We start from the raw sequence: 15,156 nt of genomic DNA on the forward strand, positions 1-15,156 counted from the left end.
GTAACCGGCGCACAGCGCGCGACCACACTCCACTACGCTGTGTAGTGCTACATCTCACCATGGCGCGGCATAGACGGAGAGCTGGTGGCTGGTGGAGCGGCCGTTGTCGCGGACTTCGACTCGCGGGAGCCGAAGTCCTCATCTACTGGGCGCCTAACGCCCGCCGAACCCCGACATCACGATGCCGCGGACAAACGCGCGCTGGGCGATCGCGTAGATCACCAATAGCGGAAGCAGAATGATGACCGCGGCGGCAAGGAGGATCGGCCACTGGGTGTGGTATTGGCCTTGTAGCCGGACCAGACCCAATGTCGTGGTGGCGATGTCGTCACGCTGGATCATGACCAGCGGCCAGAGAAAGTCGTTCCACACGGTTATCCAGGTGAGCACGGCGAGCACCATGACGGCGGGACGGGTCTGTGGCAACAGCACCCGCCAGTAGACCTGCCAGGTGGAGCAGCCGTCGAGGATGGCTGCCTCCTCCAATTCCACGGGCAGAGTGCGGAAGAACTGGCGCATCAGGTAGGTACCGAACGCACTTCCGAACAGACCGGGCACAATCATCGCCCACGGCGTATCCACCCAGCCGAACGCCCGCATCAACAGGAACTGTGGGATCACTGTCACGGTCAGCGGCACCATCAATGTCGCGAGATAGGCGAGAAAAAGCAGGTCACGGCCGCGAAAATGTAGCCGAGCGAAGGCGTAGCCCGCCAAGGAACAGAAGAAGACCTGCCCCGCGGTGACACATGCCGCATAGACCGTTGTGTTGAACAACATCCGCCCCAGCGGCAGCAACTCGAAGACCTTCCCATAATTCGACCACTGCGGGTGTCGCGGAAACAATGCGGCGTCTGCAACGTTGCCGTTCGGTTTCAACGACCCGGCCACTGCCCACAGAATCGGCAAGAGCGCACACCACCCGATGCCGCCGAGTACGGCGTAGCCCACAGCCCCGCACACCATCCGCCGTACGATCGCCCGGTCCACCAGGCCGCGCATGCTGTCCATACCGATACGGCGGACCAGCCCGGCAGTCACGTCTCTGTCTCCACCCGCCGGGCCATACGCAGCTGAAGCAGCGTGCACAACAACAACATCGCGAAGATCACCCAGGCGAGTGCGGACGCGTAACCGATTTCGTAGAAACCGAAGGCATTCTGGAACAGCATGATCCCCAACAGGTAGGTACCGGTCTCGGGGCCGCCATTGCCACCGGTCAGCGCGTAGGCCTGATCGAAGGCCTGCACCGAATTGATAACGGTGATAGCGAGGACGAACGACAGCGGACCACGAATCAACGGCACAGTGATCGCGTAGAAACGCCGAAGCGCTCCGGCTCCATCGAGTTTCGCCGCCTCGTAGAGCGGCTCCGGCACCCCTTGTAAAGCGGCGAGCAGGATCACCGTCGCGAACGGCACACTCTTCCAGACCGTGACGATACTGAGCGACACCAACGCCCAGTTCGGATCGGTCAACCAGGGTACGGCGCCGAGACCTAGCCTGCCGAGCACGCTATTCAGCAGCCCTTCCTCGGTGAAGAGAAACCGCCATACCACCGCCATGGCGACGGCCGAAGCTACCAACGGCAGAAAGGCCATCGTACGAAACACGCCGATACCGACCAATGATCGATTCAGCACCACGGCAACGACGAGTCCGATTGCTGCCGTTGGCACCACGGTCAGCACCGTGAAAACGGCGGTATTACGCATCGCGATGAGAAACAACGGGTCAGAACCGAACAACCGCAGATAATTTTCCAGGCCGACAAACCGCATGGGGCCGAACAAGTCCCAGGAATGGAAACTCAGATACAGCGAAAACCCCAATGGGAACAGTAAGAAAATCGCGACGGCCACCAGGTTGGGTGCGACGAATACCCACCCCGCGCGTTCTCGTCGGCACGCCAGCCGAGAGAGGCCGCGCCGACTGGCTGCGCTTCTGGGTCGCGCTCGCTGCGCTTCGTTCATGACATGCCCAAAAGAGCATCGATATCGGCGCCGCAGTAGTCGTATAACGAGGCAGCGTCGGCGGCACCGCGCAGAACCCGATTACCGCCGCGCTCCAACAGGGCGGAGATCTTGCCCCAAACAGGGGTTACCGGCAGCGGCCTGGAATGAGCCGGACCGTCGGTGAATACCTCGAGATTGCCGATCCGACGATGCGCGGCGGCAAAACCCGGCGAGCGCATAGCAGACCCGAGCGCCGGGACGAACAGGCCGGATGCGGCGACGATGGCCTGTCCTACCGGTCCGGTCGCGAATTTGACGAATTCCCAAGCCTGTTCGATGCGCGGACTGTCCGCTGCGATGGCCAGGCCCGTACTGCCGACGGCGGTGATAGCACCAGGACCACCATGCGGACCGACCGGCAACACCGTGACATCGAGAGCGAGATCGTCGTGACCGGCGAATTCGGCGTAGAGCCAGTGGCCGCCCAGCGCCATCGCCGCGCGACCGCTCCGGAACAGTTCCGGCGCCGAGACCGACAGTGTTTCGGCCGCTCTCGGCGCTACGCAATACCGCACCGCCAGATCCGCGTAGAACTGGAATCCGGCGACGAATCGCGGATCTCCGAGGTTACTCCTGGTCGGATTCACTGGCGGGGTGAACCACTCGGCCCCATTGTTCCTGCCGAAACAGGCCGCCGAGAAGTACGGTACCCAGGCATCCACGAAACCCCACCGGGTCCGTCCGGATCGCTCGTGTCTGGTCAGTGCACGGGCGGCGATAAGGAACTCGTCGTAGGACCAGGCATCGGACCAGCGAGCAGGCGGGGTGATCCCGGTCTCGGCGAAGCATTCCCGGTTGTAGTACAAAAACACCCCAGACCACTGCTCGGGCAGGGCATACTGACCGCCTGCGTAGCTGAAGGTGTCGTACAGCACTGGGTAGCTGTCGGCGCGTAGCGTGGCGGCGTAGCCGGGATCACGGTCCAGCAGAGTATTCAGATCCAACAGCACACCACGGTCGGCCAATCCGGCATACAGCAGCTCCCAGGCCATCAGCACATCCGGGCACTTACCGCCCGCGCAGTAGGTGAGCATCTGCTGCAGCGGGTCCGGACCGGACATTATGGTGCGGATGCTGATATCTGGGTGGCGGCGACGGAACTCCTCGATGATCCGCAGCCGCACCAGCGCCTCCTGGGGCCGGGCCTGGAAGAAGAAGGTCAGCGCATTGTCATCGGTTCCGCAGCCACCTGCCGCCAGCAGCGCGGCGGCAGGTACCGAACCGAGCAGCGTCCGGCGACGGACCCGGGCGAAGGAATCGGCACGCGACACAGCCCTCCTTCAGGACGGATGTGGAGCTTCTCGAACCGCTGGCAGTACCGCCCGGCCGACGGTGCCGACCAGCGCATGAACAATATTTCACGCCGCGGGCCCAACTCCTGGAATCGGCACGACGGCGATTGTCGATCAGATAGGTTGGCATACGTTTCCGCAAGATCCTGCGTGTTCCACAGAAAAGTAGGCAGATGGCGACAATCGAATATCTACGAACCGATCCCGAGCTACCACCCGTCGGTGTGGTCGACCGGTCCCCGATCACTCCGGCCAAGAAAGCGATCTTCGCCGGGATCGCCGTACTCGGCGCCCTCGCCTGGGCGATACTCGCTATCTCGCGTGGTGAATCGGTCAACGCGGTGTGGATTGTGATCGCCGCAGTGTGCACGTACATCATCGCCTACCGGTTCTATGCCAGGTTCATCGAACGCACGATCACCAAGCCGCGCGACGATCTGGCCACCCCCGCCGAGATCCTGGAGAATGGCAAAGACTACATGCCGATGGATCGGCGGGTGCTCTACGGGCATCATTTCGCCGCCATCGCGGGCGCTGGTCCGCTGGTCGGTCCGGTGCTGGCCGCGCAGATGGGCTACCTGCCCGGCACCCTCTGGATCGTGATCGGCGTAGTGCTGGCGGGTGCGGTGCAAGACTACCTGGTGCTGTGGATCTCGATGAAGCGGCGCGGTCGCAGTCTCGGGCAGATGGCCCGCGACGAGCTGGGTGCGCTCGGCGGCTGGGCGGCGATGCTCGGCATTGTCGTGATCATGATGATCCTGCTGGCAGTGCTCGCGCTGGTGGTGGTGAACGCACTCGCGCACAGCCCATGGGGTGTCTTCTCGATCGGCATGACCATTCCGATCGCACTGTTCATGGGGGTTTATCTGCGGTTTCTGCGTCCGGGCCGAGTCGGAGAGGTGTCCGCGATCGGGTTCGGCCTACTGATTCTCGCCATCGTGAGCGGTGGCTGGGTGTCGGCAACCGATTGGGGCGCGGACTGGTTCACCCTCACCCCGGTGACTCTCTGCTGGCTGCTCATCGCCTACGGCTTCTTCGCCTCGGTGCTGCCCGTGTGGCTGCTACTTGCGCCGCGGGATTACCTGTCCACCTTCATGAAGGTCGGCACCATCGGCCTGCTGGCAGTCGGCATCCTGATCACGCTTCCAGTACTGCGGGCGCCCGCGGTCTCGACATTCGCTGCCTCCGGCACCGGTCCGGCTTTCGCAGGCTCGCTGTTCCCGTTCCTGTTCATCACCATCGCCTGCGGTGCGCTGAGCGGCTTCCACGCGCTTGTCTCCTCCGGAACCACCCCGAAGCTGCTGGAAAAGGAGTCACATGCGCGGATGATCGGCTACGGCGGCATGCTGATGGAGTCGTTCGTCGCGGTCATGGCCATCGTTACCGCCTCGATCATCGACCAGCACCTGTACTTCGCGATGAACGCGCCCGCCGGGCTCACCGGCGGCACTGCGGAGCAGGCCGCGGCCTATACCAACGGTCTCGGGCTCAGCGGTCCGCCCACGACACCGGCGCAGCTGAGCCAGGCGGCGAGCGATGTCGGCGAGACGACCATCGTCTCCCGCACCGGTGGCGCACCGACCTTGGCGGTCGGCATCGCTGAGGTGTTCCACCAGTTCCTCGGCGGCGCGAGCATGAAATCGTTCTGGTACCACTTTGCGATCATGTTCGAGGCGCTGTTCATCCTCACGACGATCGACGCGGGCACCCGCGTGGCACGGTTCATGCTGTCGGATGTGCTGGGCAACTTCGGCGGAGCGGCGAGGCGGTTCCGTGATCCGTCCTGGCGGGTCGGCGCGTGGCTGTGCTCGGCTCTAGTAGTCGCAGCCTGGGGGTCGATCCTGCTGATGGGCGTCACCGATCCACTGGGCGGCATCAACTCACTGTTCCCCTTGTTCGGCATCGCCAACCAATTGCTCGCGGCGATAGCGCTGACCGTCGTGCTAGTGATAGTGGTGAAGAAAGGCCTGGTGAAGTGGGCTTGGATTCCGGGCATTCCACTGGCCTGGGATCTGGTGGTGACCATGACCGCGTCCTGGCAGAAGATATTCTCCACTGACCCGAAACTAGGGTTCTGGAAGCAGCACGCGCTCTGCCGAGCTGCTCAGGACGCTGGAGAACTGTGCCTGACTGCGAAGACCCAGGGCGATATGAGCGCGATCGTGCGCAATACCTTCATTCAGGGTACGTTGTCGATCGTGTTCGCGGTGCTGGTGCTGCTCGTGGCGGTGGTCGGGTCGGTAGTCGCTTTCCGTGCCTGGCGCAGTGGCGACACCATGACCACCGAGACACCGCAGCAGCCGTCGAAGACCTTCGCGCCCAGCGGGTTCTTCGCCACCAAGACGGAGAAAGAAGTCCAGCGACAGTGGGACGAACTGTTCGCGACCGGAAACGCCGCCGACCCCGACGCCGAGCGTATCCACGCGCGATGAACGAGGCTGCGGCCACCGGCGCCGATCGATCCGCCCGATCGCTCGGCGCCCGGCTGCGCACTGTGGTCGCCGCCTGTCGCACAGGTGTTCGCACAGGCATCTGGTGGTTCGACTCAGTCCTGGGCGGGCGGGACTACCAGCGCTATGTCGCGCATCTGCGGCGCTCGCACCCGAACTGCGAAATTCCCACCGAGCGGGAGTACTGGCGACAACGGCATGCTGAAGCAGACCGCAATCCCGCCAATCGCTGCTGTTGAACGCCCGTCCCCGAGCGGGAATCCCGATCGATGCGCAATGGTGACAGTGACTGACATCAATGGCCGATTTCCGCTAGCGCAGGTCCTCGGCAACTGCCAATGTGGTGGGCGTGACGATCATGGGATTGGATTTCGAACAGTGCTACCGGGCGGTATCGACCCGCGACGCACGATTCGACGGACAATTCTTCACCGCGGTGCGAACCACCGGAATCTATTGCCGTCCCTCGTGTCCGGCGGTCACGCCGAAACCGGCCAATGTGTCGTTCCTGCCGACCGCCGCTGCGGCCCAGCAGGCCGGATACCGTGCCTGCCGCCGCTGCCTGCCGGACGCTACGCCTGGCTCGCCACGGTGGAACACCAGTGCGGATCTCGCAGCGCGCGCGATGCGGTTGATCAGTGACGGTGCCATCGAACGTGGCGGAGTGACCGGGTTGGCCGATGCTCTCGGCTATTCCCAGCGGCAGCTGAGTCGGGTACTGAGCACCGAGCTCGGCGCTGGCCCTCTGGCACTGGCCAGGGCGAATCGGGCACACACCGCGCGATTGCTGATCCAGACCACCACGATGTCCATGTCCGATATCGCATTCGCGGCGGGCTTCACCTCCATCCGCCAGTTCAACGACACGATGCGTGAGGTCTTCGCGGTCGCCCCAACCATCATGCGAACCGAGGCACAGCGCGCGAAATCCGGAATACTCGCCCCTGCCGGCGCGGGCAGGCTCACGGTACGACTGGCCTATCGGGAGCCTCTGGATCATACCTGGCTGGAGTGGTTTCTGTCCGCGCACCTCGTCCAGGGCATGGAGCTGTGGGAGGACCGCGTCTACACCAGAAACCTTCGCACACCACATGGGCACGCCACCGCACGGTTGAGTTTCCAGCGCCACCATGTGCGGGCAGAACTGGCCCTGCGTGATATGCGCGATCTGGCGCCGACAGTGTCCCGGCTGCGGCATCTGCTGGATTTGGATGCCGACCCCGTCGGAATCGATGCGGCGTTGGGCACCACATCCGATCGACCCTGGCCTGCTCTGCCACCACCGCCGGACGCGGAGACGAACACACCCGAGGCGACACCCGACATCGATCGCTCCGACCTCAGGCGACCGGCATTCCGTCCAGGCATCCGAGTGCCCGGCTGCCTGGACGGAGCCGAACTGCTGCTGCGCACCATGATCGGACAGCAGATCTCGGTGCCCGCCGCAGTGACGCACACCGCCCGGTTAGTCGAGGCGCTCGGTGTGCGAGTGGAGGGGCCGCTCCCGCTGCTGTTCCCCTCCCCTGAGACGATCGCCGCGCACGGCGCCGAAGTCTTGACTGGTCCGGCACGGCGAATTCAGGCCATCGTCGCGGCCGCAGAAGCTCTAGCCTGTGGCACGGTGCGGCTGCACCAAGGACGCACCGCCGCCGAGCTGCGCCACGAACTACTTGCGCTGGACGGCGTCGGGCCGTGGACGGCCGACTATGTGACCATGCGCCTGCTTGCCGCCCCAGACATACTTCTCGACACCGATCTGGTCGTGCGCCGCGGCGCGACCCTGCTCGGCGTCGACTTGTCGGACACCACGCGCTGGGCGCCCTGGCGGTCGTACCTGTCTATGCAGCTGTGGCAAGCGGCGTTGTCCGACCGGATCACGTTCTCGACGACCCCGCGTCGCCGATCCCCGCGTTCACCTCATGAAGGTGCACCACGAAAGCGCACCACGAAAGGCTCTGTCGAAACATGAACAATAACAGTGTTCTTCGCACCAATACGATTGGAAAAAAAAGCACAACAGCTGATTTCGCGATAATCGATACCACTCTGGGTCCGTTCACCGTCCTCATCGACGCAGACGGTGTGGTACTGGCTGCGGGCTGGACCCGCGACGCGGAGAACTTACGCAGCCTGATCCATGCCACCCTACGCCCGACGCAACTGCGACAACGGGATACGCTGGGTGCGGTAACCGAGGCGGTCACCGCCTACCATGCGGGTGATCTCACCGCGATCGAGCCGATTCCGGTGCGCCAACTCTCCGGACAGTTCCTGATGCGTGCCTGGGATGTGCTGCGTACCGTCCCGGCAGGCAACACACTCACCTACACCGAATTCGCGGCCCGCGCGGGTCGCCCCGAAGCCACCCGCGCCGCGGCCAACGCGTGCGCCCGCAATGCCGTCGCCCTATTCGTGCCTTGCCATCGGATCCTGCGTATCGGCGGTGCGCTCGGCGGATTCCGCTGGGGGGCAACGGTAAAACGCAAGCTACTCGACCACGAAAGTGGACATCTCGGCCTGCCGAGCACTGAATGGCCATGATCGGCGAATCCGGCAATAGCCGATCGCGGCAGCGGTCGTGGTGATCCCGACCGCGTGACTGCTCACCTCAGGCGATAGTCGCCTGAAGCCGAGAACCGGCGCGTCCACGGACAACATGCAGTCGGCTGGGAATGCGTTGCCGCATCTCGTCCACATGACTGACCACGCCGACCACCCGACCCCCTGCACGCAGTTCGTCGAGCACACCCATTACAGCGTCAAGGGTATCGGCGTCCAGACCACCGAAACCCTCATCGATGAAGAGTGTGTCCAGCACCATCCCACCGGATTCGGCTGCGACCGTATCGGCCAGGCCGAGCGCCAAAGACAAGGCGGCCATGAATGTCTCACCGCCGGAGAGCGTCTTGGCCGGACGAATGGCGCCAGTGTAATCATCACGGATATCGAGTCCGAGCCCGCCGCGACGACCACGCGGTCCAGCTTTATCCGAATGGACGAATTCGTAACGACCACCGGACATCCTGCGCAATCGTACAGAGCCTGCCTGCGCCACCTCTTCCAAGCGTGCGGCCAGAACATAGGAGTGCAAAGACATCCGGCGGTTGTTCGCGCCGCGCCCGGCGACCACATCAGCGAGCCCGTTCAATTCCTCGAAGACCTGTTGCGCAGGAGCGATCCGGCCGACCGCGGCCCAGAGCTGACTGCCCAGTTCCGCGAGCCTGCTCGCCCGCCTGCTCACTTCGGCATGGACGGCAACCGCGGTGTTCAGCGCGTCCTGCGCGGCCGCCATCTGTGCGTCCAGCTCCGTCAGGTCACCGGGCTCTCGTGTCATCGCCGCCTGGATCTCCGGCTCCACCAGCACGGCTTCCGCATGCGCACGGGCCCGGTCGGCAGCTACGAGTTCCGCTTCGATCTCATCCTGCCGCACACCGGTGCGGGATGCGGCAGCGACCACTTTCGCGTATGCGCTCAATACGGCGATGTCATCTGGAGCAACGCCGGGCGCGGCACGCGGGACAGGATCAACGGTCGCGAAACCTGCCGTACCAGCGAGCTTTACCACGCGGTCTGCGAGCGCCGAAACCTGCTCATCCGCCGCTACCGCTGCTGACCGGGCATCACGTAGGGCGGTCGCCTCAGCAACCAGGGCGGTGAGCCGGGCACGACGGCTGTCGATGGTTCCATCGGCACCGGCCACCGCGCGCAGCCGCTCGGTGAGCTCGGCGCGGTGTGTTTCAGCGGAGGCGATAGTTGCGGCGATCGCACTGCGGCGAGCTTCGTATTCGCGCAGCTGCTCGTGCACTCGCGCCTCCTCTGCGCGCAGGCTGCTGCGCTCAGCGGTCAGGCTATCGGCGTGCTCGGCCAGTTCGGCGAGGTCCGCATAGCGATCGGCCGCGATATGCATCATTGCGGCGAGCTCTACTCGATCGGCGTCGCCACCACGGGCGACGAGCGCTTCGATCTCGCGCTCCAGTTCTGTGATGCGGGCCAGTGCGCGATCCCGGATGAGCTCGGCCGCATGCTCGGCCGCCGTGGCGGCCTCTTCTTCCGCAGTGGACACCGCGGCCGCCGTAGACCGAGCAGGCGCGGGATGCTCGGCGGAGCCGCACACTGCGCACGGGCTTCCGTCGACCAGCTCACCGGCCAGCTCGGCAGCCATTCCGGTCAGCCGTCGCTCGCGCAGGTCGAACACCCGCTCCTTGGCATCGAGGTGCGCAGAGCGGGCTGTGTCGAACTCCAACCTGGCGTGATCGAGTGCACCACGGCGGGCAGCCAACTCGGCGGCCGCTGTCACGGCGGTCTGCAGCCGCTCGGTTTCCGCGCGCAGGCCGGGCAATGCCGCAGCCGCTTCGGTCGCCTCACGCAATCCGGCCTCGGCCATAGCGAGCGCGGCTGGCAGCTGTTGACTTCGCTGAGCAAGCGTATGGATACATCGGACCAGTGCCGTGTCCTCGGCACGCAATGTGCTGAGTTCGCTGTCGAGCCGGGCACGACCGACCGCATCGGCACGTACTCCGTCCAGTCTGCCGATCTGTCCGCTCCATCGCCGAATCGTCGCATCGATATCGGCATCAGCACGCACCTGGGCCGCGACATCGGCTCCGAGGTTGTCGCTCCCGAGCAACTCTGCCCCGCCGAGATCAGCACTCGCCGGTTCCAAGAGCCGGGCCGTCAAGCGCTGGGCCGCTTGTTGTTTTTCCCCAGCCAATCGCCGCTGTTCCCTGACCGCCGACCTTGCCTCGTCGATGGCTGCCGCTACCGGCTCGGCGCGCCGAGCCAGCTCGAGTTCTTCCTGCAAGGCGCTGCGCCGTTGCGCGCCCGAAGCGTGCTCGTCCAACTGCTGCCGCGCCGCGACCAGGCGACGATGCAGTTCATGCCACCGCCGCTGTTGTTCTGCATGTTCCCGTGTCTGTATCACGATACGCTCGCAGCGTTCGACCTCCGCCACAGCCGTGCCCAGCTCAGCGCGGGCGGTGGACAGCAAAGCCTGCGACCAGTCGATCGACTCCGCCAAACCGACCGAATCCCCCGCCCCGGCGAGCAGACCCACCTGGATGATCAGTCGCTTGATGTTTTCGGTTCCTGCATCCAGTTCAGCCGCGGCGGTACGGCGTTTGTCGGCGAGCCACTGCTCAACAGCACCGAAACGCCTTGTATCGAAGAGTTTTTCGAGTAGTTTCTCGCGATCTTCGTTGTCCGCCCGCAAGAATCGCGCGAAATCACCCTGCGGCAGCAACACTACCTGGAAGAACTGATCGGCGCTCATACCGAGCAGCCGCAGGATCTCGGTGCCGATATCAGGTATCCGGGAAAGGTTTTCGCCGTAGCCGTCCAACCAGGTCAGTGTCGCCTTGGCGGGCACAGTGCGCATACCGACACCAGACCGTTTGCGCCGCTCGAATTCCGGGCTGCGGGTGAGGCGAAGCCGTCGACCGCCCAGGGTCGCCTCCAACACCACCTGCGGCGGTGTCTGTTCCGGTGCGTGATCGGAGTGCAACCGCTTGCTCTCCCCGCGCGCGCCGGGCACCTTACCGTAGAGCGCGAACGCAATCGCGTCCAGCACCGTGGTCTTGCCCGCTCCGGTCTGGCCATGCAACAAGAACAAGCCGTCGGCACCGAGTACGTCGAAATCGACAGTCGCGGTGCCTGCGTACGGGCCGAACGCGGTCATCTCCAGCTTGTGCAGCCTCATGCCACGCCGATGTCCCGCTTCGGCGTGGCCACGCTACGCTGCCGCCTCCGGGCCTGACCGCTCATGCTCTGTCCCTCCTCCCCGCATGAGCGGACCCCTCCGTGGCCACGCTACGCTGCCGCCTCCGGGCCTGACCGCTCATGCTCTGTCCCTTCTCCCCGCATGAGCGGACCCCTCCGTGGCCACGCTACGCTGCCGCCTCCGGGCCTGACCGCTCATGCTCGTGCTCATGCGGGCACTTCCTCGGTCCTGGTGGCCACGTGCTCAGGTTCTGCGACCGCGGCGGCCAGCGCGCGTTCCAGCCATGCCATATCGTTCGAGTTCGGCATGCCTCGGACGTCGGCGAGAAAGCTACGGGCTACTTCGATGTCACGGCGGCCGTGCACTCGCTCACGGTAGCGCAGTTCCGAGTTCCCCTCGGGGCGCGCCCATTCCACATGCACAGCATAGGGAAAACGTTCCCGCAGCTTGCGCATAGCGTCGACCGGACGGGCCGGATCGGTGAGTACGGCCGAAACGTAGTGCTGTTCGGCTGCACTGTGCCGCGCGTCGTTCAGCAGCTCGTCCAAGGTGCCGGTGAGTTTACTCAGGCTCCGGACCGTCGGCAGATCCCGACGCCGGACCGCAGGTGCACCAGATGCGTCCAGATCCACGATCCAGACTGCCTTACGATGTGAACTCTCTGCGAACGAATACGGCAGCGGCGAGCCAGAGTAGCGCACCGACTCCAGCAGCGTCTGCGGTGAATGCAGGTGACCGAGCGCCACGTAGTCGATGTCGTGGAAGGCGGACAGCGGCACCGTCTCCACTCCGCCTACGGAGATCGTCCGTTCCGACCCGGTCGCCTCCCCACCGACGACGAAGGCATGTGCCAGCACAACCGTGCGCGCACCTGGCCGCCGCGCGATATCGGTACGGATCCGGGCCATCACCGCGTCCAAGACCTCAGCATGAGAGCGAGCTTGCGGTACGCCCAATTCAGCGCGAGTGAGCTCTGGTTCCAGATAGGGAATGCCATAGCAAGCTACGAGCCCATGCTCATCTTCCAGCAAGACCGGCTGATCTGCCTCGGCAGTGGTGGTGCGCAGATGCAATCCACCCGCTGCGGCGAAACTGGCGCCCGCACCCAACCTGGCCGGCGAATCGTGGTTTCCCGAGGTGGCCACGATCTGCGCTCCGGCCGCGCGAATGGCTTCGAGCCCCCGATTGCATACCGCGATCGCATCGGCGCTCGGAACCGAGCGGTCGTACACATCACCAGGCAGCAGAACCACCTCGACCGATTCCTCAGCCACCAGTTCCGCGATCGCGGTCAGCGAACGAACCTGGTCAGCAAGCAGATCGACCCCGTGAAACGTACGTCCGATGTGCCAGTCCGAGGTATGCAGCATCCGCATGTCGCGAAACCGTAGGACAATCCGCCCTCCGACTTCAACCCCGACTCCACCTCCATGATCGATTCCGCACCCCTGATCACGTTACCCCACGTCATCGGCTTCAGGTCGCGGCAACGATCGCTGTCCGGAGTACGGTAGCGCCGACCGCACCCCCGGGAACCGCCAGGCCTGAAGGCGGCAGCTCTGTGTGAGTGGCAACACAATCACCTGGACCATCTCGGCATGCAACTCGGCAGTTCCTCGGTGACTTTCTTGGACCACGCTGTAGGTCGGTGACCAGGTCGATAGTCGTGCCGCCACAGTGCCGAGCGCGCAGGCAACTAGTCTGCATACCGTGGCTGCTTCCCAACGTGCGCGATCCCGGGTACCCGCGCCGCAACGTTCCCTCATGCCTTCTGTGCCGGGAATCCCGGTCGGCGGGGCGATCCTCATCGCGGTCGCGTGTACGTTTCTGGGATTTCTGATCGATGCCCGAAACGGCGGCAATGAGCTGACCGGCACCTTCGCTACGCTGTACACAACCGGGTGCGTGGCTGCTGTCGCTGCCGTACGCTACCGTGGCTTGTTCGACGCCATGGTGTTGCCGCCGCTGCTGCTGTTCATCGCTGTGCCGTTGGCCTATCAGAAACTCTCCGGGGGCAGTTCGACCTCGATAAAAGACATCCTGCTGAATCTGGCGATCCCGCTGGTGAGCCGATTCCCGACCATGATGCTGGCTACAGTCATCGTCTTGCTGATCGGTGGTGTCCGAATCCTGATGCATCGTCGTACGGAGGGGAAGAACAGTTCGCCCTCACCACGGCGCGGGGCAAGCCGACGCGCGTCACGGTCCAGGAAGACAACGACGCGGGCCAAACCTGACCGCCCCTCCGACACTCTCGCAAAGGCGACACGACGCAAGACCCGCCGCCCGAAAGCCGGGCCAAGATCGAACCAGGTGGACAAGCCTATGCCACGGTCATCCCGCCGGGCCACGCCTCAGGTCGCCGATACCCCACCACGGGGCGCTTCGCCCCGGCCTAGAGAAGAGCACGTCAGCGCGCACAGCGCCGGTGCCCCGACCATCGCCATACCCCGCCTCCAAGGCAAACCACCACGCGGGTCGGGGCACCACGATATTCCGCCACACCCTCAGCCCACGGTGCGCTACCGCGACCGGGGTACGGCCCGTGCCGAACAGCGGCGACCGGAGAACTTGTAGACCACGCTCATCCGAGCCCGCTCGCCGAGCAAACGGACCCGACTCAGCGGCGAACGCCGCGTAGTTCCCTGGGCAACGCGAAGACAAGGGTCTCGTTGGCCGTAGTGACCGGCTGGACATCGCTGTAGCCATGCTCGGCCAGCATGTCCAGGACAGCACGGACCAGAATCTCTGGGACCGACGCACCCGAGGTGATGCCGATGGTGCGAACACCGTCGAACCAAGCCGGGTCGACCTCGCGAGCGAAGTCCACCAGGTAGGCGGCCTTGGCACCCGCGCCGAGCGCGACCTCGACCAAACGCACCGAGTTCGAGGAATTACGGGAACCGACCACGATCACCAGGTCGCATTCCGGCGCCATCGCCTTCACCGCCACTTGGCGGTTCTGCGTGGCGTAACAGATGTCGTCGCTCGGTGGGTCCTGCAGACCAGGGAATCGTTCCCGCAGCCGTTTCACCGTCTCCATTGTCTCGTCCACACTCAGCGTGGTCTGCGAGAGCCAGATCACCTTCGACTCGTCCCGCACACTGATCGTGTCGACCGCGTCGGGTCCGTCGACCAGTTGAACATGTTCTGGTGCCTCACCGGCGGTACCCTCGACCTCCTCGTGGCCCTCATGCCCGATGAGCAGAATGTCGTAGTCGTCGCGGGCGAAGCGCTTGGCCTCCTGGTGCACCTTGGTCACCAGCGGGCAGGTCGCGTCGATAGTGTGCAGCTTGCGCGACACGGCGGATTCGTGCACCGCGGGCGAGACACCATGCGCGGAGAATACGACGACCGCCCCCTCGGGGACCTCGTCGGTCTCGTCGACAAAGATCACACCACGCTCGCGCAACGTCTCCACTACATGCCGGTTGTGCACGATCTCTTTACGTACGTAGATCGGCGCGCCGTGCTTCTCCAACGCCTTCTCCACGGTTTCGACTGCGCGGTCCACGCCGGCACAGTACCCGCGTGGCTCGGCGAGCAACACACGTTTTCTGCGATCGGCAGCCGGTGCGGCACCTGCCGATCGGGCGATTCCGACGTTCAAGGGGATGGCCGCTGACATGTCCACAGGATACGTGTGACCAGCGTCCCTGCCACGTCCGGGAGCCGACTGTTAC

General features: G+C 64.6%; 11 protein-coding genes. 5 read left to right on the forward strand and 6 right to left on the reverse strand.

The features are described from left to right. Positions 1 to 153: 153 nt before the first annotated feature. The 3 genes from ACX4ZE_RS06875 to ACX4ZE_RS06885 are packed head-to-tail and all read right to left on the reverse strand — an operon-like array spanning position 154 to position 3,286. A complete protein-coding gene (locus ACX4ZE_RS06875) occupies positions 154 to 1,002 on the reverse strand; it encodes a carbohydrate ABC transporter permease (RefSeq protein ID WP_480272544.1) in 849 nt (282 codons plus the stop codon). Between the two features lie 35 nt (positions 1,003 to 1,037). Continuing rightward, positions 1,038 to 1,973 carry a carbohydrate ABC transporter permease gene (locus ACX4ZE_RS06880; protein ID WP_480272457.1) on the reverse strand — a complete coding sequence of 312 codons (936 nt, stop codon included), beginning with the start codon at positions 1,971 to 1,973 and terminating at the stop codon, positions 1,038 to 1,040. After that, positions 1,970 to 3,286, reverse strand: a complete 1,317-nt coding sequence (locus tag ACX4ZE_RS06885; RefSeq protein WP_480272458.1) for an ABC transporter substrate-binding protein — start codon at positions 3,284 to 3,286, stop codon at positions 1,970 to 1,972. Before ACX4ZE_RS06885 ends, ACX4ZE_RS06880 begins: the two co-directional genes overlap by 4 nt. A gap of 194 nt (positions 3,287 to 3,480) precedes the next feature. Between ACX4ZE_RS06885 and ACX4ZE_RS06890 the strand changes: the two genes are divergently transcribed. The 4 genes from ACX4ZE_RS06890 (at position 3,481) to ACX4ZE_RS06905 (ending at position 8,298) form a co-directional block, all read left to right on the forward strand. Beyond that, a complete protein-coding gene (locus ACX4ZE_RS06890; protein ID WP_480272459.1) occupies positions 3,481 to 5,739 on the forward strand; it encodes a carbon starvation CstA family protein in 2,259 nt (752 codons plus the stop codon). Positions 5,740 to 5,801: 62 nt separating this feature from the next. Continuing rightward, positions 5,802 to 5,996 (forward strand): YbdD/YjiX family protein, encoded by a 195-nt coding sequence (locus tag ACX4ZE_RS06895; RefSeq protein WP_480272545.1) that lies wholly within the window; start codon positions 5,802 to 5,804, stop codon positions 5,994 to 5,996. Positions 5,997 to 6,115: 119 nt separating this feature from the next. Next, positions 6,116 to 7,726, forward strand: coding sequence for a DNA-3-methyladenine glycosylase 2 family protein (locus ACX4ZE_RS06900; protein ID WP_480272546.1), 1,611 nt, complete (start codon positions 6,116 to 6,118; stop codon positions 7,724 to 7,726). Beyond that, the gene (locus tag ACX4ZE_RS06905) at positions 7,723 to 8,298 is read left to right on the forward strand and encodes a methylated-DNA--[protein]-cysteine S-methyltransferase (protein ID WP_480272460.1); all 576 of its coding nucleotides are present in this window, start codon (positions 7,723 to 7,725) and stop codon (positions 8,296 to 8,298) included. The genes ACX4ZE_RS06900 and ACX4ZE_RS06905 overlap by 4 nt, the downstream gene beginning before the upstream one ends. A gap of 67 nt (positions 8,299 to 8,365) precedes the next feature. On the opposite strand, the gene ACX4ZE_RS06910 is transcribed toward ACX4ZE_RS06905, so the two are convergent. Together ACX4ZE_RS06910 and ACX4ZE_RS06915 are read right to left on the reverse strand one after the other, a co-directional pair. Then, positions 8,366 to 11,452, reverse strand: a complete 3,087-nt coding sequence (locus tag ACX4ZE_RS06910; RefSeq protein ID WP_480272461.1) for an AAA family ATPase — start codon at positions 11,450 to 11,452, stop codon at positions 8,366 to 8,368. A gap of 227 nt (positions 11,453 to 11,679) precedes the next feature. Then, positions 11,680 to 12,849, reverse strand: coding sequence for an exonuclease SbcCD subunit D (locus tag ACX4ZE_RS06915; protein ID WP_480272462.1), 1,170 nt, complete (start codon positions 12,847 to 12,849; stop codon positions 11,680 to 11,682). 388 nt (positions 12,850 to 13,237) lie between these two features. On the opposite strand from ACX4ZE_RS06915, the gene ACX4ZE_RS06920 reads away from it, so the two are divergent. Continuing rightward, positions 13,238 to 14,050: a DUF6542 domain-containing protein gene (locus ACX4ZE_RS06920; RefSeq protein WP_480272463.1), complete on the forward strand. Its 813-nt coding sequence runs from the start codon at positions 13,238 to 13,240 to the stop codon at positions 14,048 to 14,050. Between the two features lie 43 nt (positions 14,051 to 14,093). Here the strand turns inward: ACX4ZE_RS06920 and ACX4ZE_RS06925 are convergent, their stop codons facing one another. Continuing rightward, on the reverse strand, positions 14,094 to 15,101 hold the full coding sequence (locus ACX4ZE_RS06925; protein WP_480272464.1) for a 4-hydroxy-3-methylbut-2-enyl diphosphate reductase: 1,008 nt from the start codon (positions 15,099 to 15,101) through the stop codon (positions 14,094 to 14,096). Positions 15,102 to 15,156: the final 55 nt, after the last annotated feature.

This window comes from Nocardia sp. TBRC8007 (assembly GCF_056629435.1).